General features: G+C 63.6%; 27 protein-coding genes and 1 tRNA gene. 7 read left to right on the top strand and 21 right to left on the bottom strand.

The window, feature by feature from the left end:
* Window positions 1-55: 55 nt before the first annotated feature.
* From mscL to apaG, 10 genes are all read right to left on the bottom strand, one after another.
* Window positions 56-481: a large conductance mechanosensitive channel protein MscL gene (gene mscL, locus U1R88_RS07770; RefSeq protein ID WP_322430736.1), complete on the bottom strand. Its 426-nt coding sequence runs from the start codon at window positions 479-481 to the stop codon at window positions 56-58.
* A gap of 144 nt (window positions 482-625) precedes the next feature.
* Window positions 626-1,225, bottom strand: a complete 600-nt coding sequence (locus U1R88_RS07765; RefSeq protein ID WP_068286773.1) for a flavin reductase family protein — start codon at window positions 1,223-1,225, stop codon at window positions 626-628.
* A gap of 4 nt (window positions 1,226-1,229) precedes the next feature.
* Window positions 1,230-2,390 (bottom strand): acetylornithine deacetylase, encoded by a 1,161-nt coding sequence (gene argE / locus U1R88_RS07760; RefSeq protein WP_425545395.1) that lies wholly within the window; start codon window positions 2,388-2,390, stop codon window positions 1,230-1,232.
* A gap of 63 nt (window positions 2,391-2,453) precedes the next feature.
* Window positions 2,454-3,443: an Hsp33 family molecular chaperone gene (locus tag U1R88_RS07755; RefSeq protein WP_322430734.1), complete on the bottom strand. Its 990-nt coding sequence runs from the start codon at window positions 3,441-3,443 to the stop codon at window positions 2,454-2,456.
* Window positions 3,440-4,360, bottom strand: coding sequence for an ornithine carbamoyltransferase (gene argF, locus U1R88_RS07750; protein WP_322430733.1), 921 nt, complete (start codon window positions 4,358-4,360; stop codon window positions 3,440-3,442). The genes U1R88_RS07755 and argF overlap by 4 nt, the downstream gene beginning before the upstream one ends.
* A 2-nt stretch (window positions 4,361-4,362) precedes the next feature.
* Entirely contained in the window at window positions 4,363-5,595 is a 1,233-nt protein-coding gene (locus U1R88_RS07745) for an aspartate aminotransferase family protein (protein ID WP_322430732.1), read from the bottom strand.
* Window positions 5,596-5,916: 321 nt separating this feature from the next.
* Complete coding sequence (locus tag U1R88_RS07740) at window positions 5,917-7,641, bottom strand: flotillin family protein (RefSeq protein WP_322430731.1); 1,725 nt, start codon at window positions 7,639-7,641, stop codon at window positions 5,917-5,919.
* Window positions 7,642-7,647: 6 nt separating this feature from the next.
* Window positions 7,648-8,313, bottom strand: a complete 666-nt coding sequence (locus U1R88_RS07735) for an OB-fold-containig protein (RefSeq protein WP_322430730.1) — start codon at window positions 8,311-8,313, stop codon at window positions 7,648-7,650.
* Window positions 8,310-9,416 (bottom strand): PspA/IM30 family protein, encoded by a 1,107-nt coding sequence (locus tag U1R88_RS07730; protein ID WP_322430729.1) that lies wholly within the window; start codon window positions 9,414-9,416, stop codon window positions 8,310-8,312. Before U1R88_RS07730 ends, U1R88_RS07735 begins: the two co-directional genes overlap by 4 nt.
* Before the next feature lie 108 nt (window positions 9,417-9,524).
* A complete protein-coding gene (gene apaG, locus U1R88_RS07725; protein ID WP_068286796.1) occupies window positions 9,525-9,917 on the bottom strand; it encodes a Co2+/Mg2+ efflux protein ApaG in 393 nt (130 codons plus the stop codon).
* Window positions 9,918-10,027: 110 nt separating this feature from the next.
* Here apaG and U1R88_RS07720 point away from each other — a divergent pair, with 110 nt between their 5' ends.
* The 4 genes from U1R88_RS07720 (at window position 10,028) to U1R88_RS07705 (ending at window position 12,656) form a co-directional block, all read left to right on the top strand.
* Window positions 10,028-11,053 (top strand): hydroxyacid dehydrogenase, encoded by a 1,026-nt coding sequence (locus U1R88_RS07720; RefSeq protein ID WP_322430728.1) that lies wholly within the window; start codon window positions 10,028-10,030, stop codon window positions 11,051-11,053.
* A gap of 124 nt (window positions 11,054-11,177) precedes the next feature.
* The gene (locus tag U1R88_RS07715) at window positions 11,178-11,669 is read left to right on the top strand and encodes an acyl-CoA thioesterase (protein ID WP_322430727.1); all 492 of its coding nucleotides are present in this window, start codon (window positions 11,178-11,180) and stop codon (window positions 11,667-11,669) included.
* A 159-nt stretch (window positions 11,670-11,828) separates the two neighbouring features.
* The gene (locus U1R88_RS07710; protein ID WP_322430726.1) at window positions 11,829-12,428 is read left to right on the top strand and encodes a nitroreductase family protein; all 600 of its coding nucleotides are present in this window, start codon (window positions 11,829-11,831) and stop codon (window positions 12,426-12,428) included.
* 153 nt (window positions 12,429-12,581) lie between these two features.
* Window positions 12,582-12,656 (top strand) — tRNA-Gly (locus U1R88_RS07705).
* Between the two features lie 100 nt (window positions 12,657-12,756).
* On the opposite strand, the gene U1R88_RS07700 is transcribed toward U1R88_RS07705, so the two are convergent.
* On the bottom strand, window positions 12,757-13,185 hold the full coding sequence (locus U1R88_RS07700) for a septal ring lytic transglycosylase RlpA family protein (RefSeq protein ID WP_322430725.1): 429 nt from the start codon (window positions 13,183-13,185) through the stop codon (window positions 12,757-12,759).
* Between the two features lie 201 nt (window positions 13,186-13,386).
* Here U1R88_RS07700 and U1R88_RS07695 point away from each other — a divergent pair, with 201 nt between their 5' ends.
* From U1R88_RS07695 to U1R88_RS07685, 3 genes are all read left to right on the top strand, one after another.
* Window positions 13,387-13,578, top strand: a complete 192-nt coding sequence (locus U1R88_RS07695) for a CsbD family protein (protein WP_322430724.1) — start codon at window positions 13,387-13,389, stop codon at window positions 13,576-13,578.
* A 35-nt stretch (window positions 13,579-13,613) separates the two neighbouring features.
* Window positions 13,614-13,874 carry a GlsB/YeaQ/YmgE family stress response membrane protein gene (locus tag U1R88_RS07690; RefSeq protein ID WP_068288273.1) on the top strand — a complete coding sequence of 87 codons (261 nt, stop codon included), beginning with the start codon at window positions 13,614-13,616 and terminating at the stop codon, window positions 13,872-13,874.
* A gap of 584 nt (window positions 13,875-14,458) precedes the next feature.
* A complete protein-coding gene (locus U1R88_RS07685; protein ID WP_156771516.1) occupies window positions 14,459-14,611 on the top strand; it encodes a hypothetical protein in 153 nt (50 codons plus the stop codon).
* Between the two features lie 44 nt (window positions 14,612-14,655).
* On the opposite strand, the gene U1R88_RS07680 is transcribed toward U1R88_RS07685, so the two are convergent.
* The 10 genes from U1R88_RS07680 to U1R88_RS07635 all read right to left on the bottom strand — a co-directional run bounded on the left by U1R88_RS07680 (window position 14,656) and on the right by U1R88_RS07635 (window position 23,806).
* Entirely contained in the window at window positions 14,656-15,618 is a 963-nt protein-coding gene (locus U1R88_RS07680) for a threonine ammonia-lyase (RefSeq protein ID WP_322430723.1), read from the bottom strand.
* 37 nt (window positions 15,619-15,655) lie between these two features.
* Window positions 15,656-16,384 carry an amino acid ABC transporter ATP-binding protein gene (locus tag U1R88_RS07675; protein WP_322430722.1) on the bottom strand — a complete coding sequence of 243 codons (729 nt, stop codon included), beginning with the start codon at window positions 16,382-16,384 and terminating at the stop codon, window positions 15,656-15,658.
* Window positions 16,381-17,115, bottom strand: a complete 735-nt coding sequence (locus U1R88_RS07670; RefSeq protein WP_322430721.1) for an ABC transporter permease — start codon at window positions 17,113-17,115, stop codon at window positions 16,381-16,383. Before U1R88_RS07670 ends, U1R88_RS07675 begins: the two co-directional genes overlap by 4 nt.
* Before the next feature lie 9 nt (window positions 17,116-17,124).
* Window positions 17,125-17,790 carry an ABC transporter permease gene (locus U1R88_RS07665; RefSeq protein ID WP_322430719.1) on the bottom strand — a complete coding sequence of 222 codons (666 nt, stop codon included), beginning with the start codon at window positions 17,788-17,790 and terminating at the stop codon, window positions 17,125-17,127.
* A gap of 108 nt (window positions 17,791-17,898) precedes the next feature.
* Window positions 17,899-18,687 (bottom strand): transporter substrate-binding domain-containing protein, encoded by a 789-nt coding sequence (locus U1R88_RS07660; RefSeq protein ID WP_322430718.1) that lies wholly within the window; start codon window positions 18,685-18,687, stop codon window positions 17,899-17,901.
* Between the two features lie 70 nt (window positions 18,688-18,757).
* A complete protein-coding gene (locus tag U1R88_RS07655) occupies window positions 18,758-19,720 on the bottom strand; it encodes an ornithine cyclodeaminase family protein (protein ID WP_322430717.1) in 963 nt (320 codons plus the stop codon).
* A complete protein-coding gene (locus U1R88_RS07650; RefSeq protein WP_068288252.1) occupies window positions 19,717-20,319 on the bottom strand; it encodes a helix-turn-helix transcriptional regulator in 603 nt (200 codons plus the stop codon). Before U1R88_RS07650 ends, U1R88_RS07655 begins: the two co-directional genes overlap by 4 nt.
* 128 nt (window positions 20,320-20,447) lie before the next feature.
* Entirely contained in the window at window positions 20,448-21,611 is a 1,164-nt protein-coding gene (locus U1R88_RS07645; protein ID WP_322430716.1) for a M20 metallopeptidase family protein, read from the bottom strand.
* A 126-nt stretch (window positions 21,612-21,737) separates the two neighbouring features.
* Window positions 21,738-22,739, bottom strand: a complete 1,002-nt coding sequence (locus U1R88_RS07640) for an ABC transporter ATP-binding protein (protein WP_322430715.1) — start codon at window positions 22,737-22,739, stop codon at window positions 21,738-21,740.
* A gap of 227 nt (window positions 22,740-22,966) precedes the next feature.
* Window positions 22,967-23,806, bottom strand: coding sequence for a carbohydrate ABC transporter permease (locus U1R88_RS07635; protein WP_068288243.1), 840 nt, complete (start codon window positions 23,804-23,806; stop codon window positions 22,967-22,969).

Genomic DNA, 23,806 nt, shown 5'->3' with positions numbered 1-23,806 from the left:
GCATGAATGCCGGCAGCCTCTCCCGACGTACGGAAAAGGCTGCCGCATGATGGGCCTACCTTCTGGCGAGCAGGTCGCGGATTTCCGTCAGCAGCTGGATGTCGGCCGGCGGCGGAGGCGCCTCAGGAGCTGCCTCGGCCGCAGGCTTCAGATTCTTGACGCGGTTGATGCCTTTCACAACCAGGAAGAGCGCGAAGGCTATAATGAGGAACTTAACTGTGACCGTGATGAATTTGCCATAGGCGAAGACAGCACCGGCTTTGCGCGCATCATCGAGCGACAAGCCATCAGGAATCGCGGAACTCAGGCGGACATACAAATTTGAAAAGTCGACGTTTCCGATGACGGCACCGATCACCGGCATGATGATGTCGTCGACCAGCGAGGTGACGATCAGACCGAACGCCGCACCGATGATCACACCGATGGCAAGGTCGACGACATTGCCTTTGAGGGCAAATTCTTTGAATTCCTTGAGCATGGAGCCTCCGCTTGTGCGTAACTGGATCGACGTCAACGCAACCAACATCTTGCGTCGGCCCCCGATCATACCAGCGCCCGCCCCAAGATTCGTCACTATAGAGAGGTAACAATTACCTCCCACCACTGAAGATGCAAGCGAGCGCTAGGCCGGGCGCTCCAGTTCAAACGTGCTTTCCACTACGGAATAGTCCCGATAGCCCAGGCGCGAGACCACGCGCATCGCGGCGGTATCGACGCGGCCATCGCGAATGAAGCGGTCGTCGACATGGATGCCGACCACCTCGCCGCACACGAGCCAGGCGTCGCTCGGGCCGCCCTCCGCATCGACGAGATGGATCGTCTGGGTCCAGCGGCACTCCAGCGCGGCGGCAGCCCGCGCCACACGCGGCGGTTTCACCAGGCGCGAGGGCGCGGCTTCGAGCCGGGCATGCTCCATTTCGTTCTGCCCGCGCGGCAGCCTCGCGGAGGTGGCGTTCATCGCGTCGATCAAATCCTCGGTGACGAGGTTGCAGACGAATTCACGCGTCTCCTCGGCGAAGACAACGCTGTCCTTGCGGCCATCGGCGGCGAAGCCGACGAGATGCGGGCGCGACTGGAAGGCGTTGAAGAAGGAGAACGGCGCCAGATTGATGGCTCCGGCGGCCGACATCGTGGTGATCCAGCCGATCGGGCGCGGCGTCACCAAGGCCTTGAACGGATCATGGGGCAGGCCGTGGTCGCCCTTGCGCGGCTCGTAGAACATCACCTCAAACCTCCAGCGTCTGGCCGAGCCGCCTGAGGAAGCTGGCACAGGCCTCGAGCTCGGACAGGGCGATCCATTCATCGGCGCCATGTGCCTGCTTGATCGAGCCCGGACCGCAGATCACGGTGGGAATGCCGGCGAGCTGGAAATGACCGGCCTCGGTGCCGTAGGAAACGGCCTGGGTCCGGTTGCGCCCGGCAAGGCGCAGGGCCAGCGTCTCGGCATAGGAGCCGGGCTCGGGCGAGAGCGCCGGCACCGCCACGTCGAGTTCGGTGACGATATCCGCCTCGGGTGCGTTGCGCCTCAGCCGCGGCAGCACGATTTCCTGGCTGAAGGCACGGATCCGGTCCGGCACGAACTCCACCGGCAGGGAGGGCAGGCCACGGCATTCCCAGACGATGCGCGCCTCGTCCGGCACGATGTTGATGGCCTTGCCGGCCTGGATGAGGCCGGCCTGCACGGTGGAATAGCCCGGCTCGAACCGGCCCGAGGGGTCGCCGGCCGCCTGCAGCTCGTCGGCGATGTCGTCGAGATGGCTGATGATACGGGCGGCCGCATGCAAGGCGTTGGCGCCGAGGGCCGGCATGGCCGAATGGGCGGGCCGGCCGGTGATGCGGGTGAGATAGCCGGCGAGCGATTTCTGCGCATCCACCACTTCCATCAGCGTCGGCTCCCCGACGATGCAGGCGCGCGGCAAAGGCAGGTCCCGGTCGAAGCGGGCGATCATGTCGAGGCTGCCGAGGCAGGAGATTTCCTCGTCATAGGAGATGGCGATGTGAATGGGTGCCTTGAGCTTCATCGCCAGGAAGTCGGGCACCAGGGCAAGCGCAGTGGCGACGAAACCCTTCATGTCGCAGGTGCCCCGGCCGTAAAGGCGCTCGCCCTCCAGCCGCGCCTCGAAGGCCGGCGCCGTCCAGGCCTGGCCCTCCACCGGCACCACGTCGACATGGCCGGAAAGCACCACACCCGGCCGATCCGTCGGGCCGATAGTAGCCAGAAGAGCGGCCTTGTCGCCGGTGGCATTGGGCAGGCGGATGCTCTCGACGCCATGTCCCGCGAGATAATCGGCGACGAAATCGATCAGCGCCAGATTGGAACGCGAACTCACCGTGTCGAAGGAGACCAGCTTGGCGGTGAGTTCGGCGGGCGTATAGCGAAGGGGCATGTTCATCCTGGGAGCAAGACGTTTCCTTGGGGCGGACGTCCCGTCCGCTCTTTCTTTCCCACCCTACGCGTTCACCAGTTCTTCCGTCTCGGCCTTGTCGAAATCGTAACGGGCGTTGCAGAACTCGCAGGTCACGGTGATCGATCCATCGTCGGCGACCATGTCACGGCGATCCTGCTGCGAGAAGTTGCGCAACATGGTAGTGACAGCCTCACGCGAGCAGCGGCATTTCTCGATGATGGCCGAGCTCTCGAAGACGCGGGCACCGCGTTCGTGGAAGAGGCGATAGAGCAATTCCTCGGCCGGTACGTTGGGATCGGTGAGTTCGTGATCCTCCACCGTCCCCATCAGCAGCTTGGCTTCCACCCAAGAATCGTCTTCCTGGACATCGCCGTCGCGATGCTGCAGCACCTCGGCGCCCTCGGGCGCATCGCCCGGCGGCAGGTCGGCCATGCGCATGCGCTCGGGCGAGGACGGCAGGAACTGGATCATCATGCCGCCGGCGCGCCAGCTCGTGCCCTCCCCGGCCACGTAATTCTCGGCCACGGCCAGGCGGACGCGGGTGGGAATCTGCTCGGACTGGCGGAAATACTGGTCTGCCGCCGCTTCCAGGCTCTCACCCTCCAGGGCGACGATGCCCTGGTAGCGCGCCATGTCCGGCCCCTGATCAATCGTCATGGCAAGATGGCCGCTGCCGAGCAGCTCGATCGTGCTGGTCTTGCCCGCGTCGATGGCGGCAGCCACCGCCTCCTTGTCGAAGGTAGCGCAGGCCCGGACCCGGTCCGGTGCCTGGAAATCGACCACCAGCATGCGAACCGGCCCGTCCGTACGGGTCTGCAGGATGAAGCGGCCATCGAATTTCAGCGTGGTGCCGAGCAGCAGCGCCAAAGCCGTCGCCTCGCCGAGCGCGCGCGACACCGGCGCCGGATAATCGTGGCGCCGCAGAATGGTATCGATGGCGGGGCCGAGCCTGACGACACGGCCCCGCACGTCCAGGCCCTCGGCCTGGAAGGGCAGGATGTGATCGTCTTCCATCAGATGGGACTCGCTCATGCCGCAGCCTGCCCCAAGCACCAGGCGAGCACGCCCTTCTGGGCATGCAGGCGGTTCTCGGCCTCGTCGAACACCACCGATTGCGGCCCGTCGATCACCTCGTCCGTCACCTCTTCGCCGCGATGGGCGGGCAGGCAGTGCATGAACAGGGCGTCGGGCTTGGCAAGCGCCATCAGCTTGGCGTTGACCTGGTAGGGCCGCAGCAGATTGTGGCGATAGCCTTCGGAATCACCCATCGAAATCCAGCAATCGGTGACGACGCAGTCGGCTCCCTCGACCATCTCGCGGGGGTCGGTGCCGATTTCCAGCCGGGCCTTGTTGGCACGCGCCCAGTCGACGACCTCCTTGCGCACGGAAAGATCGTGGGGGGCGGCAACGCGCATGGTGAAGTCGAAGCGCTGCGCTGCCTCGATCCAGGAGGTCAGCACATTGTTGGCGTCGCCCGTCCAGGTCACCGTCTTGCCCTTGATCGGGCCGCGATGCTCCTCATAGGTCAGGATATCCGCCATGATCTGGCAGGGATGGGAGAGCTTGGTGAGGCCGTTGATCACCGGGATCGAGGCATTGGCCGCCAGCTCGCGCACCGCCGCGTGGTCGAGCATGCGGATCATCACCGCATCGACATAGCGCGAGAGCACGCGCGCGGTGTCGGCGATGCTCTCGCCGCGGCCGAGCTGCATCTCGGCACCGGTCAGCATCAGGGTCTCGCCGCCGAGCTCGCGCATGCCGACATCGAAGGAGACGCGGGTCCGCGTCGAGGGCTGCTCGAACACCATGGCCAGCACCTTGCCGGTGAGCGGGCGTTCGCCTGCCACCTTGCCCTTGACGCGCTTGGCCTTGATCGAGGCGGCGAGATCGAGAACGGCCCTGAGGTCCTGGGTGGGAAGATCGGAAAGATCGAGAAAATGCTTCAACATCGTCAATGTCCGGCAGCCTTGAGCTTGTGCGAGAGGGCGACACAGGCAGCCTCGATTCGGCGCACGCCTTCGAGAAGCTCCTCATCCGAGATGATCAGCGGCGGCAATAGCCGCGTGACATTGTCGCCGGCCGGAATGGCCACCAGCTTCTGTGCCCGGAGGGCACCGACGAACTCGCCCGGCGCCACACGCGTGCGCAAGCCCAGCATCAGGCCATCGCCGCGGATCTCCTCGATGATGTCGGGAAAGCGGTCCTTGAGTTCGGCCAGGCGCTGGCGCAGCAGCAGGCCGGCCCTGGCGACATGCTCCAGGAATCCCTCCTCGAGCACGACGTCGAGCACCGCATTGCCCACGGCCATGGCAAGCGGGTTGCCGCCGAAGGTGGTGCCATGCACGCCCGCAGTCATGCCCTTGGCCGCCTCGTCGGTGGCGAGGCAGGCGCCCATCGGGAAGCCGCCGCCGATGCCCTTGGCCACCGCCATGATGTCGGGCGTTACGCCCGCCCATTCATGCGCAAACAGCTTGCCGGTGCGTCCGACGCCGGTCTGCACCTCGTCGAAGATCAGCAGCAGGCCCTTGGCGTCGCAGAGCTGGCGCATGCCCTTCAGGCAGGCCTGGGGCAGAGTGCGGATGCCGCCCTCCCCCTGGATCGGCTCCACCAGGATGGCGGCCGTCTCCGGCGTGATCGCCCGGTCCAGCACCTCATGGTCGCCAAAGGCGATCTGGTCGAAGCCATCGACCTTGGGGCCGAAGCCTTCGAGATATTTGGCCTGGCCGCCGGCCGCGATGGTCGCCAGCGTACGGCCGTGGAAGGCCCCCTCGAAGGTGATGACGCGGAAGCGCTCGGGATGACCGTTGGCCGACTGGTATTTGCGGGCCATCTTGATGGCGCATTCGAGCGCTTCCGCCCCCGAATTGGTGAAGAAGACCTTGTCCGCAAAGGTGGCATCCGCCAGCCGGCGGGCCAGCTTCTCGCCGCCCGGCATCTGGAACAGGTTGGAGGTGTGCCAGATCTTCTGGGCCTGCTCGGTCAGCGCTGACACCAGATGCGGATGGGCATGGCCGAGCGAATTGACGGCGATACCCGCGCCAAAATCGAGATAGCGCTCGCCGTCCGAGCCGATCATCCACACGCCCTCGCCTCGCTCGAAAGCCACGTCCGCTCGGGCATAAGTCGGCAGGATGGCCGATGGGGCGGAATCATGGGACGGCTGAGGTTTGACAGAGGCGTTCACGGGTGTGGCTTTCAGGTTGGCAATTCTAGAGGTTTGAGACAGTCCTGGAACATCATGATGACAAGAGCAAAGCGTGCTTCGGCGAAACCGCACTTTGTTCCAACTCTTGGTTCCGACGCATTTTGCGATTGATGGCGAAGCCATCAAATCGCTGAACGCATGGGCCAAAAAATCAAAACGCCGCCCCAAGGTTGCTGCTTGAGGGCGGCTGTTTCGACGAAAAATATATTAGGCGCGAGGGCGATGCTGTCAATGGTGGCGTTGTGACGGCGAGCGCGGGCGATCCAAGCCCGCGCGATGTCCTCGTCCAGATCCTGCCTATCAGCCCTTGTGCTGGGCGTCATCCACGGCCGGCGGCATGATCCCGTCGGGGCGGCCGGTGGAAGGCGTCTTGTGCCCCGCGCTTCCGAGTGAAGCCGCCAGCAGGGCCTGGGTGGGATCGCTACCTTTGAAACCGGCTTGGGCCAGGATTTCGTCGAGGATAGGCTTCTGGGCGGTGAAGCTGAGAAGCTGGCTGGACAGGTCGCCGATCGGATGACCAGCCTCGCCGTTTCCTCCATTGCCAACAGCACCGGCCAGCCCGCCCGCGCTGAAGATTCGGATGTCCGAGATCTTCTCGATCGGCTTCATCGCCTGTTCGAGCGCCTGGGGCACGATCGCCACACGCGCCTTGGCGAGCTCGAAGCCGATGACGCTGTCGGCCAGCGCATTCCGCGCCTCGTTCTTGGCCCGCTCGGCGCGCGCCTCGGCCTCGCCGAGCTCGATCACGCCGGTGGCGCGGATCTTGGCGGCCTGCGCCTCGGCATCGGCCTGGATCTTGGTGGCGGCGGCCACGTTCTCGGCCGCCTGCCTTTCCGCCTCAGCCTTGACCGTGATGGCGGTCGCCGCCTGCTCGGCGGCCTTGCGGGCATCGATCACGGCGATGCGCTTGGCACGCTCGGCGATCTCGACCTCGCGGGCCGTGGTCACCTGCTCTTCGGCAGTGATGGCGGCTGCCTTCGCCTCATCGGCCTTGGCACGAGCGGCCTGCTCTTCCTCGATCTTGCGGGCCACGGTGATCGCCGCGTCGATACGGGCGGTCTCGGTGATCTTGCGGGCCACGGCTTCGCGCTCGGCGATGCCTTGCTCGGCGCCGATGCGTGCCGCCTCGCGGGCCTGGCGGGCCTCGGCATCGCGCTCGGCGATACCCCGGTCGGTATCGAGCCTGGCGGTTTCCTGGCTCAAGCGTGCCAGTTGCTCTGCCTTTGCCGTCTCGGCGCGCGTTTCCGCCGTCTTGTTGGCGATATCGCGTTCCTGGGTCAGTTCGGCGTCACGCTGCTCGCGCTCGATGGTCAAGCGCCTCAGGACTGCCTCCCGGTCCTTGGTAGCGATCTCCACCTCGTTGTCGCGCACGATCTGGTTGCGCTCGCGCTTGCGTTCCTCGGTGATCTTGGTGAGCGCGGTCAGGCCCTCGGCGTCGAAGCTGTTGTTCGGATTGAAATGCTTGATGTCGGTCTGGTCGAGGCGCGTGAGCGAGACCGATTCGAGCTCGAGGCCGTTGGACTGCAAATCATGCGCCACCGCCGCCTGCACCGATTTGACGAATTCGGCGCGCTGCTCCTGGAGGTCGCGTAGCGACATCGTCGCCGCCACCGAGCGCAGGCCATCGACGAACTTGGCTTCCACCAGAGTCTTGAGAGCATCCGCGTCGTTGGTGCGATCGCCCAGGGTCTGTGCAGCCAGCGCGATGTTCTCGGCATCGGGCTTCACCCGGACATAGAACTCGGCGGTGATGTCGGCACGCATGCGGTCCTTGGTGATCAGCGATTCATATTCGGAGCGCTTGACCTCAAGCCTGAGCGTGCTCAGCGACACCCAGGAATAGGAATGGAAGATGGGCAGGATGACCGAGCCGCCGTCGAGCACCACTTTCTTGCCGCCGAGCCCGGTCCGCACATAGGCCTTGTCGCGCGTGGACCTGGTGTAGAGCGTCGTCATGATCACGCCGATGACGACCATCGCCGTTACGATGACACCGGCAATGAGCCCCACTGAGAAGAAATCCATGATGGTTCAGCTCCTGTTGCTGTCGCTGGCGAGTGCCTGCGGTGCGGGAATGGCCTGGAAGAGGCCGTCGACCCCGTCCACGATCAGCACCAGCGCACCCGTCTCGATGACATGCCCTGGCGCGGCTTTCGCGCGCAGGGCGTGGAAATTGTCGTAGCGGTCCTTGACCCGCACGCTACCGGGATTGCCCTGGTCCAGCGGCCCGATGGTCACGGTGCCGATCAGGCCGATGAACTCGTCCTGGCTGAGCACGTTGGTTTCGTCGCGCGGGATGATCCTGCCGACGCCCCGGCCCAGCCAGCGCGTGGCGGGGATCGCGGCCGCCAGTGCGCCGGGCACCGAGATCACCGCCGGCAATGGCCCGGCGAGGCTGGAGGCCACCGCCTGAATGGCAAAACCGAACACGGCGAAAGCGGAAAGCAGGATGACGATCAGCACCAGCACAGGCACGCCGCCGGCATTGAGCCAGGAGGCCCAGGCACCGAGCAAGCTGGTGTCGTGGTCGCCGAACGCGTGATCGCCCGGACCATGAAAACCAAGACCGTCATCGAGCAGTGCCGAGACGGAGGCGCCCAGCAGCATCGAGACGAGTTCGACCACACCGAGGCCGACCACTGTCAGCAATGCCACCCAGAAGGGTGCCGTACCCGGCTGGACGAGGCTGTCCATCATCGCTGGCCATCCTTGAAGGCTCTGAGCCGCGCCTCGATCGCATCCTGACGCTGCAGCTGGCCGAGTTCTTCGACTTCGGCGGCGCCGGTGGTCGGCTTGACTGGCACGCCGGTCACGCGCTCCACCGCCGCCAGCGCGTCGGCGAGTCGCTGATCATTGCGCTGCGAGGGCGTCACGGCGGCGGGTGCCGCGCGCTCCGCCCGCTTGGCATCCTCCAGCCGCTTCTGGGCGTCGGCCCGGGCCGAAGCAATGCTGCGGAGCGTGGTTTCGGCCTCCGCGATCTCCCCCGCATTCTCGGCGATCGCCTTGGAAAGCGCTTCGCGCTGGGCTTCCAGATCGATCTGGACGCCGGTCGCGGCTCGGGCGAGATCCTCGCGCCCTTTCTCCAGGCCGATCCTGATCTTGCCGTCGAGGTCGCGGATCTCGGCATCGAGATCATCGGCCTTCGCCTTGAGGCGGTGCCCGGCGGCGACAGCGACGCCGAGCGCGGCGCGCGCCTCTTCGGCGATCTTGCCGATCTCGCGTACGGCCTGCTGGGCGACGGCGGTGGGATTGGCTGCTTCCGCCGTATCGACCGCATTGTTGACGACACCGGCGATGACCCGCCCGAGCCGGGCGAGAATACCTTCATTGGACATCGGGGTCTCCTTTTGAGGGTGGATGCCGGCCTGCACGCCGACATCGATACGCAGCGACGGGCCTTCGAAGACGAGGCGGGCTTCGGCGAAATCATCCCAGCCACTGTGATAGCCGCTCACCGAATAGGGTATGACCACCCGGCCATCGATGGTGGCGATGCTGACGCTGTCCGGCCCCTTCACGGCGAACAGCTTGGAGTCGAGCGGAATGTCGTCGATCGGCGAGCCCGGCTGCCGCCGGCTATGGTCGCGCAGGGCCAAGGTCGCCATGCGCGAAGGCAGACCCGTCTTCAGGCGGATCTCCTCATAAGCCTCCTCGTGAAGGGCGACGAGATTGGCCCCCTTGGTTCCGTCGAGAATGGCCATCGCCTGGCGGTAGGCAATGAGAGTCGCCTGCAGCGCGCCGCGATCTTCGGCGGTCGGCACCAGGACGAAAACCATGGTGGCATCAGGCTTTCCGGTCATGCTGAATATATAAAGCACTTCCTTGTTGCTTTCAACGGCAAGGCCTGGTTTTTCGGCGTACTAGGTCAAAATCGAGGCATGAACACCGGCCTAAGGCCGCCCCGCATCTCAGTTGACGCTGCGCTTGGCGTAGGGGCTGTCGAGAGAAAAGGCCGGAATGGCGACCTCGAAAGTCTCGCCGCTGTCGGCCACCATGAAATAGGTGCCGACCATCAGACCGGACGGCGTTCCCAGCGGGCAGCCGGAGGTGTATTCGAAGCGCTCGCCGGGCTCCAGCACGGGCTGTTCGCCGACAACGCCCGCGCCCCTGACTTCCTCGCGGCGACCATTCTCGTCGGTGATTTCCCAGGCCCTCGACCGCAGCTGCACCGTTTCCGGGCCCATATTGGCGATCTCGACGGTATAGGCCCAAAAATAACGCCCATCCGCCGGCCGCGATTCCTCGGCAAGGAAACGGGGGCGGACCGTCACTTTGATATGCCGCGTGGTGGCGCTGTACATGTTGTGATTTACGCATTCACGGGCTCTGCCGTCAAACCCTTATGGTCTGACCATTGCAGACTCCGTCGCGACCCTTCATGCTTTGCGGGTTTCCGTGCACAGGACCTGCCATGGCCACGCCCGTCATTCTCGTCGATCCCCTGCCTCGTACGCTCGAACAGATCATGGCACCATCGGTGCGAGCCCGCCTCGAACGCCTCGGACGCCTGGTCATCAGCGAGGCCAGGCCGATGAACGACGACGAGATCGAGGCGCTGCTGCCCCATGCCGTGGCCATCATCGGGCAGACGGCAATGTCCGCCGAAAGGCTCGAGCGGGCCCCGCGGCTCAAGGCCATCATCAATGTCGAGACGAATTTCCTGCCGAATATCGATTATGCCGCTTGCCAGGCGCGCGGCATCTGGGTGCTGACACCGGCCTCCGCCTTCGCGGCCCCTGTGGCGGAAGCCACGCTCGGCCTCGCCCTCGACCTCGCCCGCGGCATCAGCGCCGCCGACCGGGCCTTCCGGGCCGGTACCGAGACCTATGGCCTCGAGGCCAATCTCGACACGATCCGCTTCGAAGGCGCCCCGATCGGCATCATCGGCTTCGGGGACCTCGGCCGCAAATTCCGAGAACTCATCCGCCCGTTCCGCAACGAGGTGAGGGTCTACGATCCCTGGCTGCCCGCGGAGACGATCGAGCGCCTGGATTGCCGGCAAAGCGATTTGGACACGCTGCTGGAACATAGCCGCTTCGTCGTGGTTTTCGCCGCCCCTACCACGGAAAACGCCCATTTCATCGGCGCCCCGCAATTTGCCCGCATGCAGAAGGGCTCGGCCTTCCTCTTGATGAGCCGGGCCGCCGTCGTCGATTTCCCGGCGATGATCGCGGCCGCGCGCAGCGGCCATATCCGCGTGGCCACCGACGTCTTCCCGGTCGAGCCGGTTCCGGCCGACGATCCGGTGCGGACAACGCCGAACATGGTGTTCTCGGCCCATCGCACCGGCGGCACCAGGGATGCCCTGTTCGAGATCGGCAGCATGGCGGTCGCCGATCTCGAACTCATCCTCAAGGGACTATCGCCGCAGCTCTGCCGCCGCGCCGACCCGTCCATCGCCAGCCGCCTGCGCTCCCAGCCGGTGAGCAAGACCTGACCGAGATAAAGTTCCGGCCATTGCCCATGCCTGGGGCCAATCTCAGGAAACGTCGCACGCATTTGAGGTCCTGCAAATTTCTCTATTACACTCGGTGGCGAACAACCTAGCCGGGAAAAACGCCATGGATCGCCGCCGCCTCGAAATGACCGTGCTGATGACACCGGACATGGCCAATTTCAGCGGCAAGGTGCATGGCGGCGCACTGCTCAACCTGCTCGACCGCGTCGCCTTCTCCTGCGCCTCGCGCTTTTCGGGCCAGTATGCCGTGACGCTGTCCGTCGACCAGGTGATGTTCAAGGAGCCGATCCAGGTGGGTGAACTCGTCACCTTTCTGGCCTCGATCAACCATGCCGGGCGGACATCGATGGAGGTCGGCATCCGGGTGGAAGCGGAGAACATCCGCTCCGGCACCCGTCGCCACACAAACTCCTGCTATTTTACCATGGTGGCGGTGGACGATGAGGGCCGCCCCTCGGCCGTACCGGCCCTGGACGTGAAGGGACCGACCGAGGAACGACGCTATCGGGCGGCGGAACTGCGCCGGACCCTACGCCGCGAGATCGCCGCCCGCCTGGAGGCTGTGGCCGAGACAGGTGTCGACAGCGGGGGCTGACGGGCGTCGCGATCGGCATGTCAATTTCATCGAACGTAACGATCGAGATTATGCAGGTTTTCGGCATGTCCATTTCAGGGCATGCAGATTTGCAGTCGAGGCTGCATTCGGGCTCCTCTTCCGCTTTGGCAAATTTTCATTGAGAGAGAAATTCTTCTCATGTCCAAGACCTTTATCGACCACGTCAAGACCCGCCGCACGCAATATGCCCTGGGCAAGACGCTGCCCAAGAGCGAGGAAGAGATTTCACTGCTGATCCAGGATGTGATCAAGCATGTGCCTTCCTCCTTCAATTCGCAGAGTTCGCGCGCCGTGATCCTGTTCGGCAAGCAGAGCGACAAGTTCTGGCACCTGACCAAGGAAATCCTGCGCAAGATCGTGCCTGCCGACGGCTTCGCCTCGACCGAGGCCAAGATGGATTCCTTCGCCGCTGGCGCTGGTACCGTGCTGTTCTTCGAGGACCAGGACGTGGTGAAGAGCCTGCAGGATAAATTCCCGCTCTATGCCGACAACTTCCCGATCTGGTCCGAGCAGTCCGGCGGCATGGCCCAGTTCGCCGTGTGGACGGCGCTGGCCGAGCATGGCATCGGCGCCAGCCTGCAGCATTACGCGCCGCTGGTCGACGAGGCCGTGCAGAAGGAATGGCATGTGCCGAAGTCCTGGAAGCTGCGCGCCCAGATGCCCTTCGGCTCCAATGAGCAGCCCTTCCCCGAGAAGAGCTTCATGAACGACAATGACCGCTTCAAGGTCTACAGCTGAGGGCAGCCGGCGCCGCGAACCGGCGCAATGAGCTGATAGTTGCGAGATCGTCAGGCCCGGCCTTGAGCCGGGCCTTGTCACATTCAATGAAAAGCGCAGGGCGGCCTTGATCCATCCCTGAGAAACAGGCTACAAGATCGCAGCAATCGCTGCGCGGGTGTAGTTCAGAGGTAGAACGTCAGCTTCCCAAGCTGAATGTCGTGGGTTCGATTCCCATCGCCCGCTCCAAAAATCCCTTAGAAACAATGGTCAAGTAGCCATTGCGAGTCGGGGAGAAGCCAGTTGCACGAAGTCCCAGACGCAAAAGGTCCGTCGATGCGGCCATTGGCTATCGTCGACGAGGCGGGAGCCTTAGCGGCGAGTTGCCCTTATCCGAGGCTTGTTGGGAAGGCGCCGCAATCCTAGCGACTGAAACTCTCGTCGTGCCCGTGTCGAGCATGCCGACGGCCTTGGCCGCTCCATAGGAGAGGTCGATCATGCGGCCCCGCTTATGAGGGCCTCGATCGGTGACGCGGACGACAACGCTCTTGTGGTTCTTAAGGTTGGTAACGCGCAGCGTTGTTCCGAAAGGCAGGGACCGATGGGCAGCCGTCAACCCTGCCGGATTGAAGCGTTCTCCGTTGGCGGTGCGGTATCCCTTCAGCTCCTTGCCGTAAAAGGATGCTGTACCCAGGGTTTCTGCATGTCCAGAGACCATAGCCATGAAGATAATTATCATGGAAAAGGTGAAAATGCCGCTTATGAGGCGCATACCCATCCAGTCAATTCCTTCTGTAATTGGCGATTAATTACGGTAGGAATCGAAAGGTTTCGATTTTGTTATCTATCGATTGCAGCAATGACGTTGCCGTCACTCGCCTACTGCAATGCATTAATCCATAAGCCAAAATCACTACGGAACCTCGAAAGGACACCGGCGTTGTGAGAGTTGGGGGTCTGCATTCAAGGAAGCAACCGAGTGAGCAGCACGACGGACAAGGTGAAGGGTATCGCCAACAAAGTGGCCGGATCGGTCAAAGAAGGCGTCGGCAAGGCCATGGGCAACCAGGAGATGGAAGCCGAAGGCACGCTTCAGAAAGCCAGGGGAGAGCTTCAGGAGACCAAAGGCAAGGTGAAGGACGCAGTCAAGTCGGTAATCGACAAGGCGTAAATCCCAGACAATCTGATGGAAGCGGAGGTGAAGTAATGGATCGTCCCGAGGTTGGTTGGATCGCCGCGATCATTATTGGCGGCTTGGCCGGTTGGCTGGCTGAGATGTTCATGAAGAGCAACACCGGCGTTCTCATGAACATCATTCTTGGCATCGTCGGTGCGGCCCTCGCCAGCTTTCTGCTGGGGTTGCTCGGCGTGGGCTTCGGCGGGTGGCTGGGTTACCTCATCGCGGGCTTTATCGGCGCCTGCATCCTCATTGCACTCGCGCGAATGCTAAGCGGTTCTCGCGTCTGATGATGAGGCCAGATGGGGTGAATGCCACCCCATCTGGCTCTCGCGGAAGATGACGGAGGAAACGTCTTGGGGCTGTCGGACTTGCGCCGGATCTGCAGTTTGTCGGCATACGAACGACCGAAGTCCTGGGTGATCTTCGAAAATGCCGAGGCATTTCGGCCTGACCGTCGGCTCTTCACTTCGGAGGAATCGGAAGCCATTGAAGATTTTGCTCGCAATGAAGGCGGCCTTCCCGCTGGCCTATCCTCGATTCGGCCTTGAAATATCCGCCTCATGTCGCTGCGGCCTTGACTATTTCGCCCCTGGGTGTTACCGGTAAGTAACATCGATGGAGAATCAGGAGGCTTTCGGGGGAAGGGGGTTCTCGCCGATTTCAAGGGCTCCAATAGCCAGCGAAACAGGGATCTTTCTGTCTGCATTGCGTATGTTTTGAGCATGCGTCGATCAGGCTGAGATCGGTGCATTTCTTATTCAATAACGAAATCATATTTAATTTTTAGCTTGCGTGAAATTTCATCGCGCTTGAGGAGCAGAAGCTTCCTCCTCGGAAGTATTGCCCCCAATATTTTCAAGAGATTCCAGAAATGAAGATCATCATTACGTCTATTTTTCTATTTCTTAGCGCCGTCACCGCCATTACGCTCACGTCGGTATCGGCTGAGCCTGCAGGCGACAGCACTGCCGTCACGCAGAACCAGGCCCACGCAGCCGCACACAGTGCGGGTTCCTTCGTCTAATGCGCCAACGGCCCCGGCTCAATCCACGAGTTGGGGCCGCTTCTTCAGCCGAAGACTGCTTTTACCAGCTTGTCTCTGTCGTAATTGGCCCCGCACAGCAGCACCACATTGACCTGGTCGCGGCAGGCATGCGCGACCTTGGCGACCCCTGCCAGAGCCAGGCCGGCCGAGCCTTCCACCAGCATGTTTTCCTTGAAAGCAAGGTCGCGGAGCGCGGCGGCAATCTCTTCTTCCGAGCAGATGATCGTCTCGTCCACCACGGCCCGTGCCAGGTCGAGCGTGATCGTCTCCTCGGCAAGTCCGCCGGCGACGCCATCCGCCAGCGTCTCCAGATGCTCGGTCTCGACCACCTTGCCCGCTGCCATCGACAGGGCGAGCGCGCAGGAGTTGCGGGCCGCGACGCCATAGATGCGCGCATGGGGCAGGAAGCTCTTCAGCACGCTGCCAATGCCGCTGATCAGGCCCCCGCCCCCCATGGCGATGAAGACATTGTCGATGTCGGGGCACTGTTCCAGGAGTTCCAGCCCGATGGTGCCCTGCCCAGCGACGACGTCGGGATCGTCATAGGCCGAGATATATTCATAGCCCTTGTCGCGGGCGAGCTCGAGGGCGTGCTGCTCCGCATACCAGGTCTCGGCGCCATGCAGCAGCGTTTCCACGCCATAGGAACGGATGCGGGCGAGCTTGGCGGTAGCAACTGTCTCGGGCAGCACCACGGTCAGGCCCCTTTCGAAGGAACGGGCGGCCTGCGAAGAACCGATGCCGTGATTGCCGGAAGAAGCGGTGACGAGATGACGGCCTGGCGCCATGGCGGAGATCTTGGCACTGGCGCCGCGGATCTTGAAGGAACCCGTCAGCTGGAAGTTCTCGGCCTTGAAGAAGAGCCGGCTGCCCATGTCAGCACCGATCTGCCGCGACGGCAGCAACGGCGTCTCATAGATATGGGCCTTGATGCGCTGGCGCGCCTGTACCGAGCGGGCGGCCGAGGCCAGAACGTCGGGGTTCATGACATTGTTCTCCTTGGCCTATTCGCCGCGCCCGGCCTCAATGCCGAGCGATCTGGCGCAGGAAGTCCCGGGTGCGGGCATGTTGCGGATTTTCAAAGAATGCCTGCGGCTCTGCACTCTCCACGATCCGGCCGCCATCGAGAAAGACGACGCGGTCGGCCACATTCCTGGCAAAGCCCATTTCATGGGTCACCACGACCATGGTGAGGCCTGCGCGGGACAGGTCCACCATGACATCGAGCACTTCCTTCACCATTTCGGGATCGAGGGCGGAAGTCGGCTCGTCGAACAGCATCACCTTGGGCGACATGGACAGCGCCCGGGCGATCGCCACGCGCTGCTGCTGGCCGCCGGAGAGCTGGCCGGGATAGGAAGCGGCCTTGTCGGCGAGCCGCATGCGCTCCAGCATCGCCATGGCGAGATCGCCCGCCTCCTTGCGGCCGAGCCCGCGTACGCGGCGGGGTGCCAGCATCAGGTTCTCCAGCGCCGTCTTGTGCGGGAACAGGTTGAACTGCTGGAACACCATGCCGACCTCGCCGGCGAGATCGAGCACGTTGGAGCAATCCCGCGCCAAGGCATGGCCGGCAATGTGGATATCGCCGCCGCTGCGCGTCTCCAGGCCGTTGAGGCAGCGAATGAAGGTGGACTTGCCCGAACCCGACGGACCGCACAACACCACCCGCTCGCCCGCCTTCATCGACAGGCTGACGCCCTTGAGCACGGCATGGGGACCATAAGACTTGGTCAGATTGTCGGCCTGGATCACGACGTCATCTCCGCGGGCCGGCGGCCGGTCACCGCTGCCTTGCTGGAACCGGGACCGGTCGAGCGGAACAGCGCACTCTCGCTCACCCGGAAGATGAGGCTGAAGACGAAGCCGACCAGGAGATAGACGAGGCCGGCGACGATGAACACTTCGAAGGGCGCATAGGTCTTGGCGGTAAAGGCCCGCGCCGCGCCCGTCATCTCCATCACGGTCACCGCGCTCGCCAGCGAGCTCGCCTTCAGCACGAGGATGATCTCGTTGCCGATCGAGGGAAAGATCGCCCGATAGGTCTGCGGCAGCACGACGTCGATGAAGGTGCGCCGCCGCGTCAGGCCAAGCGAGACGCAAGCCTCGAACTGCCCGGCCGGGATCTTGCGGATGCCGCCGGCGATCACCTCGGCGACATAGGCCGAGGAATTGATGCCGATTGCCAGGATGGCGCAGTAGACCGGATCGCGCAGAACTGGCCAGAACACGCTGCTGCGCACGGCAGGGAACTGCGCCAGGCCGTAATAGAGAATGAAGAGCTGCACCAGGAGTGGGCTGCCGCGCAGCAGGAAGGTGTAGAGCCAGGTCAGGCCGCGCAGCAGGCGGAACTTCGAGACCCGGCCGAGGGCGATCGGCAGTGCGACGGCCTGCCCCAACGCAAAGGCTGCCAAAGTGATCAGCAGTGTCAGCTTGAGTCCCGTCAGGACGACGGGGATGGCACGCAGCAGCATTTCCAGGGACATGGCGCTCTCCTATCGCATCCAGGTCAGGCGACTGCTGCCGAAGCTCAGCAACGCGGTCGAGACGGTGGTGATCAGGATGAACAGGGCGGCGACGATGAGATAGAAAGTCATCGGCTGGTGGGTAGCGCCGGCTGCCACCACGCCCTTGCGCATCAGTTCCTCCAGTCCGACGATGGAGACGAGAGCGCTCTCCTTCAGAATGACCAGCCACTGGTTGCCGAGGCCTGGCAGCGCGTGGGAGAACATCTGCGGCAGGATGATCTTGCGGAACAACAGGCCCTGCTTCAGCCCGAGGCTGCGCGCCGCCTCCCATTGGCCGGCAGGAATGGTCTGCAGGGCGCCGCGCAGAATTTCGGTCAGGTAGGCGCCCGACACGAAGGACAGCGCCGCAATGCCCGCCACCAGCGCGCTGACCTCGACATAGCCCCCCGCCAGACTGGTAAGCAGCACGGTACCGCCATAGAACACCAGGAAGATCACCAACAGTTCCGGCAGGCCGCGAATGACGGTCACATAGGTCGCGACCAGCCAGCGCACCGGCTTGGGGCCGGAACTCCAGGCGAAGACGCCAGCCACAGCGAGAGCAAACCCCACCAGGAAGCTGCCGACAGCCACCTCCAGGGTAACCAGGAGCCCCTGTAGGAGTTGCGGGAAATAGGCTGAAATCACGGACATTGAAGGAATCTCGCTCGGGAGCGCGCTGGAGTGCTGGTCCTGCCCCCCCCGAAAGGGAGGGCAGCGAGCATCACATCGGCTCAAGGCGGCGCTCAGCGGCGCCTACGCTCATTTCTTCTTGAAGGAGACGTCGTATTTGAACCACTTCTCGGAAAGCTTGGCGACGGTGCCATCGGCGAGCATGGCGTTCACAGCCTCGTCGATCCGCTTCTTCAGATCATCCTTGCCCTTCTTCAGGGCAATGGCCTGGCCTCGGCCGAACTCGGCATAGTCGGCGCTGGTGATCAGCGGACCGGCAATGGTGATGCCGCTGTCCTTGCGGGACGCCATCATGCCTTCCCAGGCCGAGCGCTCCATCAGGCCGGCATCGAGCCGGCCGGCGACGATATCGTCGGCAACCTGCTCGGCCCGGTCATAGAGACGCACGTCGGCGTCCTTGAAATGGGCCCGGATCACGGCCTCGTGGGTCGAGCCCGTCTGGGCGCCGATCACCTTGCCGGCCAGTCCCTCTTCCAGGGCCTTGGTGTCCTTGGCCTGGGCGACGGGGCTGCCGGCGGCGACGACGATGTTGTTGGGCGCATCGGCATAGGGTGCCGAGAAACCGACCTGCTTCTCGCGCTCATCATTGATCGACAGGCCCGAGATGATCAGATCGTATTTGCCGACCTGCAGGCCCGGTAGCAGGCCGTCGAAAGCCTGGTTGGCCCAGCTGCAGTCGGCACCGATGCGCTTGCAGACCTCGTTGCCGATGTCACGATCGAAGCCGACAATTTCATTGGCGGCATCGACCGACTCCCAGGGCGGAAAATCCGCGCTGGAGGCGACGCGCAGGCTCTCCGCCTTCGCAGCCGAAACGCTCAGCAACGCAGCGAGCGAAACCAACAATACTCTCTTCACGGCAGTCCCCTCTAGAAAAACGAATGGTTGCGGGCATGGCAACGGGCCGCCCAGTCGATGAGAAATCCCCTCACATCACCAGATCGGGCACCCGCTGCAGGGCTGTCCTGGTGATGGCGATGTCCTGGGTGGCAAGACCGGTGAGGTCGACGATGGTGATCGCATCGCTCGAGCTGCGACCCGGCTTCGACCCATTGAGGATGGCGCCGAGTTCGAGGCAGTCCTCCCGCCGGAACAGGCCGGCCTGGAAGGCTGTGGCAAATTCACCATGGTCGAGGCTCTGGCCGGCCAGATCGGCGACCAGCAAATCGGCCCTTGCGATGAGGGCCGGATCCAGCTCCTGCTTGCCGGGCGCATCCGCTCCGACGGCAGTGACGTGGGTGCCGGGCGTGATCCACTCGCTCGCAACATAGGGCGCGGTCGAGGGCGTGGTGGCGATGATCACGTCGGCCGAGCGGCAGGCCTCCTCCAGATCCGGCGCATGCGATACCTGGATCGGCGAGTCGGCGAATTCGGCGATGAGTTCCCGGGCCTTCTGCGCAGAGCGGCCCCAGACCAGAAACTGTATGGGACGCTTGGCCAGCGCTGCGGCGGCGCGGATCTGGAAGCGCGCCTGCGTACCGGTGCCGAGCACGGCAAACACCTCGCTGTCGGGGCGGCAAAGGGCGAAGGTGGCGACGGCACCGCCGATGCCGGTGCGCAGATTGGTGAGCCAGCCCTCGTCGTTGAGGATGGCGACGGTGGCGCCGGTGACGGCCGATATCGCGATCATCATGCCGCTGCTGGATGGCAGGCCGCGCTTGGGATTGTCGTAGAAACCGGAAGCGATCTTGACCACGAAGATCGGATCGCCGGCGATATAGCCATATTTGATGTGGCAATCGGCATTCTGTGCGGGCAGCCCGAGATAGCCGACCGGCGGCACATTGGCCCGGCCGTCCGCCGTGGCGACATAGGCATCGGTGATGGCTGATATGGCGGCGGCGTCGATCGAAACCAACTCCTGGAGCTGGGCCAGCGAAAGGCTAATCATTTCTCGTTTCTCAAATATTTGTAGACGGTCGCGCGCCCCATGCCGAGCACGCGCGAAATATAGGCGGCAGCGTTCTTGCCGCTGAACGCGCCGCTGTCGGCAAGCGCGACGACCAGATCCTTGCGGTCAGCATGGGTCATCGACGAAATCGTGACGTTGCGCCCCTGCGTCCATTGCCGGATGAACTCGTTGATCCGTTCGTGCCAGTCCTCCTTGAACAGGGCATCCGGCCGGTAATGCGGCTCGGGCACGCGCACCAGCGCCGACAGCGTCTGCATCACGGCATGGAAATCGGAGACGTTGACGTTGATGCACATCACGCCCAGCGGGGCACCCGCTTCGTCGCGCAGCACGACGGTGATCGACTTGAGAGCCCGGCCATCCCAGTTGACCTTCTCATAGGGACCGATCACCGGATTCTGGCTGTCGAAATCGACCTCGTGCAACAGCGAGGGCTCGCCCAGCACGCGCTTGGAGAAATTGCCGGCGATGTAGACAGCCTTGTCGGTGGCAAGCTCGTGCAGGACCACCTCGACATAGGGCTGGAATAGCGCCGCGATGGCATCGCAGATTGGACGATAGCGGTGAAGGCTGTCCATGGGCATCCGATCCAAGCGTCCATCCCCTATCCGCGACGATTGGCGGGCTTCTCGATGAAGCTCGCCATGCCATCACCACCTTGGTCGCACCCTTTATGTCACGAGAACAAAAAAGTCTACAAGAGATTTTATGTCCACAACAATGCCTGTTCCGCCGTGGCCGAAAGCAGGCGGACGCCGGTGCCGATGATGGCGTCGTTGAAATCGTAATCGGGCTGGTGAAGCCGGCCATTCCGCTCCGACGGACCATTGCCGATCCAGGCATAGGCGCCAGGCAGGTGCTCGAGGAAGGCGCCGAAATCGTCGCCCGCCATGGTCGGCACGCCGACATGCAAGGCGGGGCCGCCGGGCAGCGAGCGCGCAGCTAGTCGCATGATCTCGGCTTCGGCCGGCGTGTTGACCACGGGCGGGCTCGGCAGGTCGTCGAAACCGATCTCGACCTCGGTCGCAGCGATCCTGGCAGCAGACTGAGCAATCTCCTCGACCCGCCCCCTCAACAGGGCCAGGATCTCCGGGCGCAGGCCACGGAAGGTGCCGGCCAAAGTGGCCTCGCGCGAAATCACGTTCTGGGCGAAGCCGCCCTGGAACGAACCGACGGTAACGACGGCGGCCTCGAGCGGGTTGACGGCGCGGCCCACTGCCTGCTGGATACCGGTGACGAAATGGCTGCCGGCCAGGACGGGATCGCCGGTCATGTGCGGCATGGCGGCGTGGCCGCCGGCCGCCTTGAACTTCAGGGTGAATTCCCCCGCGCCTGCCATCACCGGACCATCATGGACGATGACCTCGCCGGCCGGCGCATCCGGCCAGTTGTGCAGGCCGAAAATATTGCGCGCGGGGAAACGCTCGAGCAGGCCGGCATCCAACATGAGTTGGGCGCCGCCATAGCGCTCCTCCGCCGGCTGGAACACCAGGTAGACCGTCCCCCGGAAATGGCGGGTGAGCGAGAGATAGGACGCCGCCCCCAGAAGCATGGTCATGTGGCCATCATGGCCGCAGGCATGCATGGCGCCGGGGATCTGCGAGCAATGGTCGAAGGTGTTGTGCTCATCCATGGCGAGGGCATCCATGTCGGCACGAAGGGCCACGCCGGGCCCTTCCCCGCTCCCCTGGACGACGCCGACGACGCCATAGCCGCCGACGCCGGTATGGACGGGAATTCCCATTTCGGTCAGGCGTTCGGCAACGAACGCCGAGGTCCAGGCCTCTTCGCGGGAGATCTCCGGATGGCGATGCAGGTCATGCCGCATTGCGACCAGGCGAGGCAGGGCATCTTCGACGATGTCGGTCATTGCAGGATTCATCCGTCAAATGGCAAGCATAGACGAATTAGTCCACAATGAATGTTTTGTCTACATGTACGGGAAACGACGGCGGGTCCGTATGCCGGTCTGAAGACCGGCACACCGAACCGCGCCTCAGCCGCGCAGGCGCTTGCCGTTCTCGTCGAAGCGCAAGGTCCTCGTCGCATCGGGCGTGGCGTAGATGGTGGCGCCGGGTTCGACCTGATACTCGCCGGAGAGCCGCACGGTGATCGAGCCGGCCTTCTCGGTATCGAGATAGAGATAGGTGTCGGCACCCAGATGCTCGGCATAGACGACAGTGCCCTTCCAGTCGCCGGTCTCCCGGCTGACGGTGACATGCTCGGGCCGCACGCCGATCGTCTTGACGCTCTCGCCAAGGCGCCCGCCATCGACGAAGTTCATCTTGGGCGAGCCGATGAAGCCGGCGACGAAAGTGTTGTCGGGGTCGTTGTAGAGATGCATGGGAGCGCCGACCTGCTCGATATGGCCGGCATTCAGCACCACGATCTTGTCGGCCAGCGTCATGGCCTCGACCTGGTCATGCGTCACATAGATCATCGTCGATTTGAGGCGCTGGTGGAGCTGGGCGATCTCAATGCGGGTGTTGACGCGCAGAGCCGCGTCGAGGTTGGACAGGGGCTCGTCGAACAGGAAGAGCTTGGGCTCGCGCACCACGGCGCGACCGATGGCGACGCGCTGGCGCTGGCCACCGGAGAGTTCGGACGGCCGGCGGTCCAGATAGGGTTCGAGCGCGAGCATGGCCGAGGAAGCCTTGATGCGCTTGTCGATCTCGGCCGCCGCCTCGCCGGCCTGCTTGAGGCCCAGGCCCATATTGTTGCGCACGGTGAGGTGGGGATAGAGCGCATAGCTCTGGAACACCATGGCGATGCCACGCTTGGCCGGCGGCACGTCGTTTACGCGCTGGCCGTCGATCCTGACGGCGCCGGAGGTGGTGTCCTCGAGCCCCGCGATGATGCGCAGCAGCGTGGACTTGCCGCAGCCCGACGGCCCCACAAAGACGACGAACTCGCCGTCGGCAACTTCGAGGTTGATCCCCTTGAGGATATCGACCGAACCGAACGATTTCTTCACATTCTCGATATTCAGCGAACCCATGATACTTCCCCTATAGCGTTTTGCGATTTGGCGGTTTCACCGAGAATCGCCAAGACGCGTTCAAATGATGAGCTTGAGCAAAGTGCGTTTGCGTCTGGACGCGCTTTGCTCATGATTTGCCTGTGGGACGCACGCGCGCTTCTTCATCCGCTTGCCGCGGACGGTGATGAGGTTTCATTGCCGTTTGAGGGGAGCCGGCCGCCGTAAGCCGGCTCAATACTGGGCCGCTACTTGACGGCGCCCGAGGTGATGCCGCGGATGAGTTGCCGCGAGAAGATCACATAGAGCACCAGCACCGGCAGGATGGCGAGCGACAGTGCCGCCAGCACGGCATTCCAGTTGGTGACGAACTGCCCGATGAAGACCTGGGTGCCGAGCGTGATGGTCTTGGTCTTTTCGCCCGGTGCCAGGATCAGCGGGAACCACAGATCGTTCCAGATCGGGATCATGGTGAAGACCGCGACGGTGGCCATGGCCGGCCGCACCAGCGGCAGGACGAGGCGGAAGAAGATGCGGTACTCCGACAATCCGTCGATGCGACCGGCATTCTTGAGATCGTCCGAGACCTGCTTCATGAACTCGGACAGGATAAACACCGCCAGCGGCAAGCCCTGCGCCGTATAGACCAGGATGAGGGCCGTCAGCGTGTTGACCAGGCCCGTGGCGACCATGAGCTGCAGGATGGCGACGGTGCCGAGCCTGATCGGGATCATGATGCCCAGAGCCAGATAAAGCCCCATCAGCGTATTGCCCCTGAAGCGGTACTCGGCCAGCGCGAAGGCCGCCATGCCGCCGAGCAGCAGCACGAAGAACAGGGAGACCACCGTGACGATCATGCTGTTCTGGAAGTAGAGGAAGAAGTCGCCCTGGGCGAGCACGGTCTTGTAGCCGATGGCATCGAAGGTCGCCGGCCCCGGCGGTGTCAGGGGCGAGCGGAAGATCGCATCCCTCGACTTGAAGGAGTTGATCAGGATCAGGATCACCGGGAACAGGGCGATCACGGTGTAGGCGATCAGCACCGCGTGGGCGGCGATCGACCGGGCCGGTGAGTGCGTAGCTTTGCTCAT

Source organism: Labrys sedimenti (assembly GCF_034424805.1).
Taxonomy (GTDB): domain Bacteria; phylum Pseudomonadota; class Alphaproteobacteria; order Rhizobiales; family Labraceae; genus Labrys; species Labrys sedimenti.
The sequence above is the reverse complement of the archived record's forward strand: the minus strand, read 5'-3'. Positions and strand labels throughout refer to the sequence as shown.

Excerpts from the sequence above, each read along its gene's own strand:
- U1R88_RS07740 (WP_322430731.1), bottom strand. The coding sequence starts at position 7,641 with ATGGATTTCTTCTCAGTGGGGCTCATTGCCGGTGTCATCGTAACGGCG.
- U1R88_RS07710 (WP_322430726.1), top strand. The coding sequence starts at position 11,829 with ATGTCCAAGACCTTTATCGACCACGTCAAGACCCGCCGCACGCAATAT.
- mscL (WP_322430736.1), bottom strand. The coding sequence starts at position 481 with ATGCTCAAGGAATTCAAAGAATTTGCCCTCAAAGGCAATGTCGTCGAC.
- U1R88_RS07665 (WP_322430719.1), bottom strand. The coding sequence starts at position 17,790 with ATGTCCGTGATTTCAGCCTATTTCCCGCAACTCCTACAGGGGCTCCTG.
- U1R88_RS07680 (WP_322430723.1), bottom strand. The coding sequence starts at position 15,618 with ATGAACCCCGACGTTCTGGCCTCGGCCGCCCGCTCGGTACAGGCGCGC.
- U1R88_RS07720 (WP_322430728.1), top strand. The coding sequence starts at position 10,028 with ATGGCCACGCCCGTCATTCTCGTCGATCCCCTGCCTCGTACGCTCGAA.
- U1R88_RS07715 (WP_322430727.1), top strand. The coding sequence starts at position 11,178 with ATGGATCGCCGCCGCCTCGAAATGACCGTGCTGATGACACCGGACATG.
- argF (WP_322430733.1), bottom strand. The coding sequence starts at position 4,360 with ATGTTGAAGCATTTTCTCGATCTTTCCGATCTTCCCACCCAGGACCTC.
- U1R88_RS07650 (WP_068288252.1), bottom strand. The coding sequence starts at position 20,319 with ATGGACAGCCTTCACCGCTATCGTCCAATCTGCGATGCCATCGCGGCG.
- U1R88_RS07640 (WP_322430715.1), bottom strand. The coding sequence starts at position 22,739 with ATGGGTTCGCTGAATATCGAGAATGTGAAGAAATCGTTCGGTTCGGTC.
- U1R88_RS07645 (WP_322430716.1), bottom strand. The coding sequence starts at position 21,611 with ATGACCGACATCGTCGAAGATGCCCTGCCTCGCCTGGTCGCAATGCGG.
- U1R88_RS07765 (WP_068286773.1), bottom strand. The coding sequence starts at position 1,225 with ATGTTCTACGAGCCGCGCAAGGGCGACCACGGCCTGCCCCATGATCCG.
- U1R88_RS07635 (WP_068288243.1), bottom strand. The coding sequence starts at position 23,806 with ATGAGCAAAGCTACGCACTCACCGGCCCGGTCGATCGCCGCCCACGCG.
- argE (WP_425545395.1), bottom strand. The coding sequence starts at position 2,390 with ATGCCCCTTCGCTATACGCCCGCCGAACTCACCGCCAAGCTGGTCTCC.
- U1R88_RS07685 (WP_156771516.1), top strand. The coding sequence starts at position 14,459 with ATGAAGATCATCATTACGTCTATTTTTCTATTTCTTAGCGCCGTCACC.
- U1R88_RS07730 (WP_322430729.1), bottom strand. The coding sequence starts at position 9,416 with ATGACCGGAAAGCCTGATGCCACCATGGTTTTCGTCCTGGTGCCGACC.
- U1R88_RS07690 (WP_068288273.1), top strand. The coding sequence starts at position 13,614 with ATGGATCGTCCCGAGGTTGGTTGGATCGCCGCGATCATTATTGGCGGC.
- U1R88_RS07755 (WP_322430734.1), bottom strand. The coding sequence starts at position 3,443 with ATGAGCGAGTCCCATCTGATGGAAGACGATCACATCCTGCCCTTCCAG.
- U1R88_RS07700 (WP_322430725.1), bottom strand. The coding sequence starts at position 13,185 with ATGGGTATGCGCCTCATAAGCGGCATTTTCACCTTTTCCATGATAATT.
- apaG (WP_068286796.1), bottom strand. The coding sequence starts at position 9,917 with ATGTACAGCGCCACCACGCGGCATATCAAAGTGACGGTCCGCCCCCGT.
- U1R88_RS07670 (WP_322430721.1), bottom strand. The coding sequence starts at position 17,115 with ATGTCCCTGGAAATGCTGCTGCGTGCCATCCCCGTCGTCCTGACGGGA.
- U1R88_RS07735 (WP_322430730.1), bottom strand. The coding sequence starts at position 8,313 with ATGATGGACAGCCTCGTCCAGCCGGGTACGGCACCCTTCTGGGTGGCA.
- U1R88_RS07655 (WP_322430717.1), bottom strand. The coding sequence starts at position 19,720 with ATGATTAGCCTTTCGCTGGCCCAGCTCCAGGAGTTGGTTTCGATCGAC.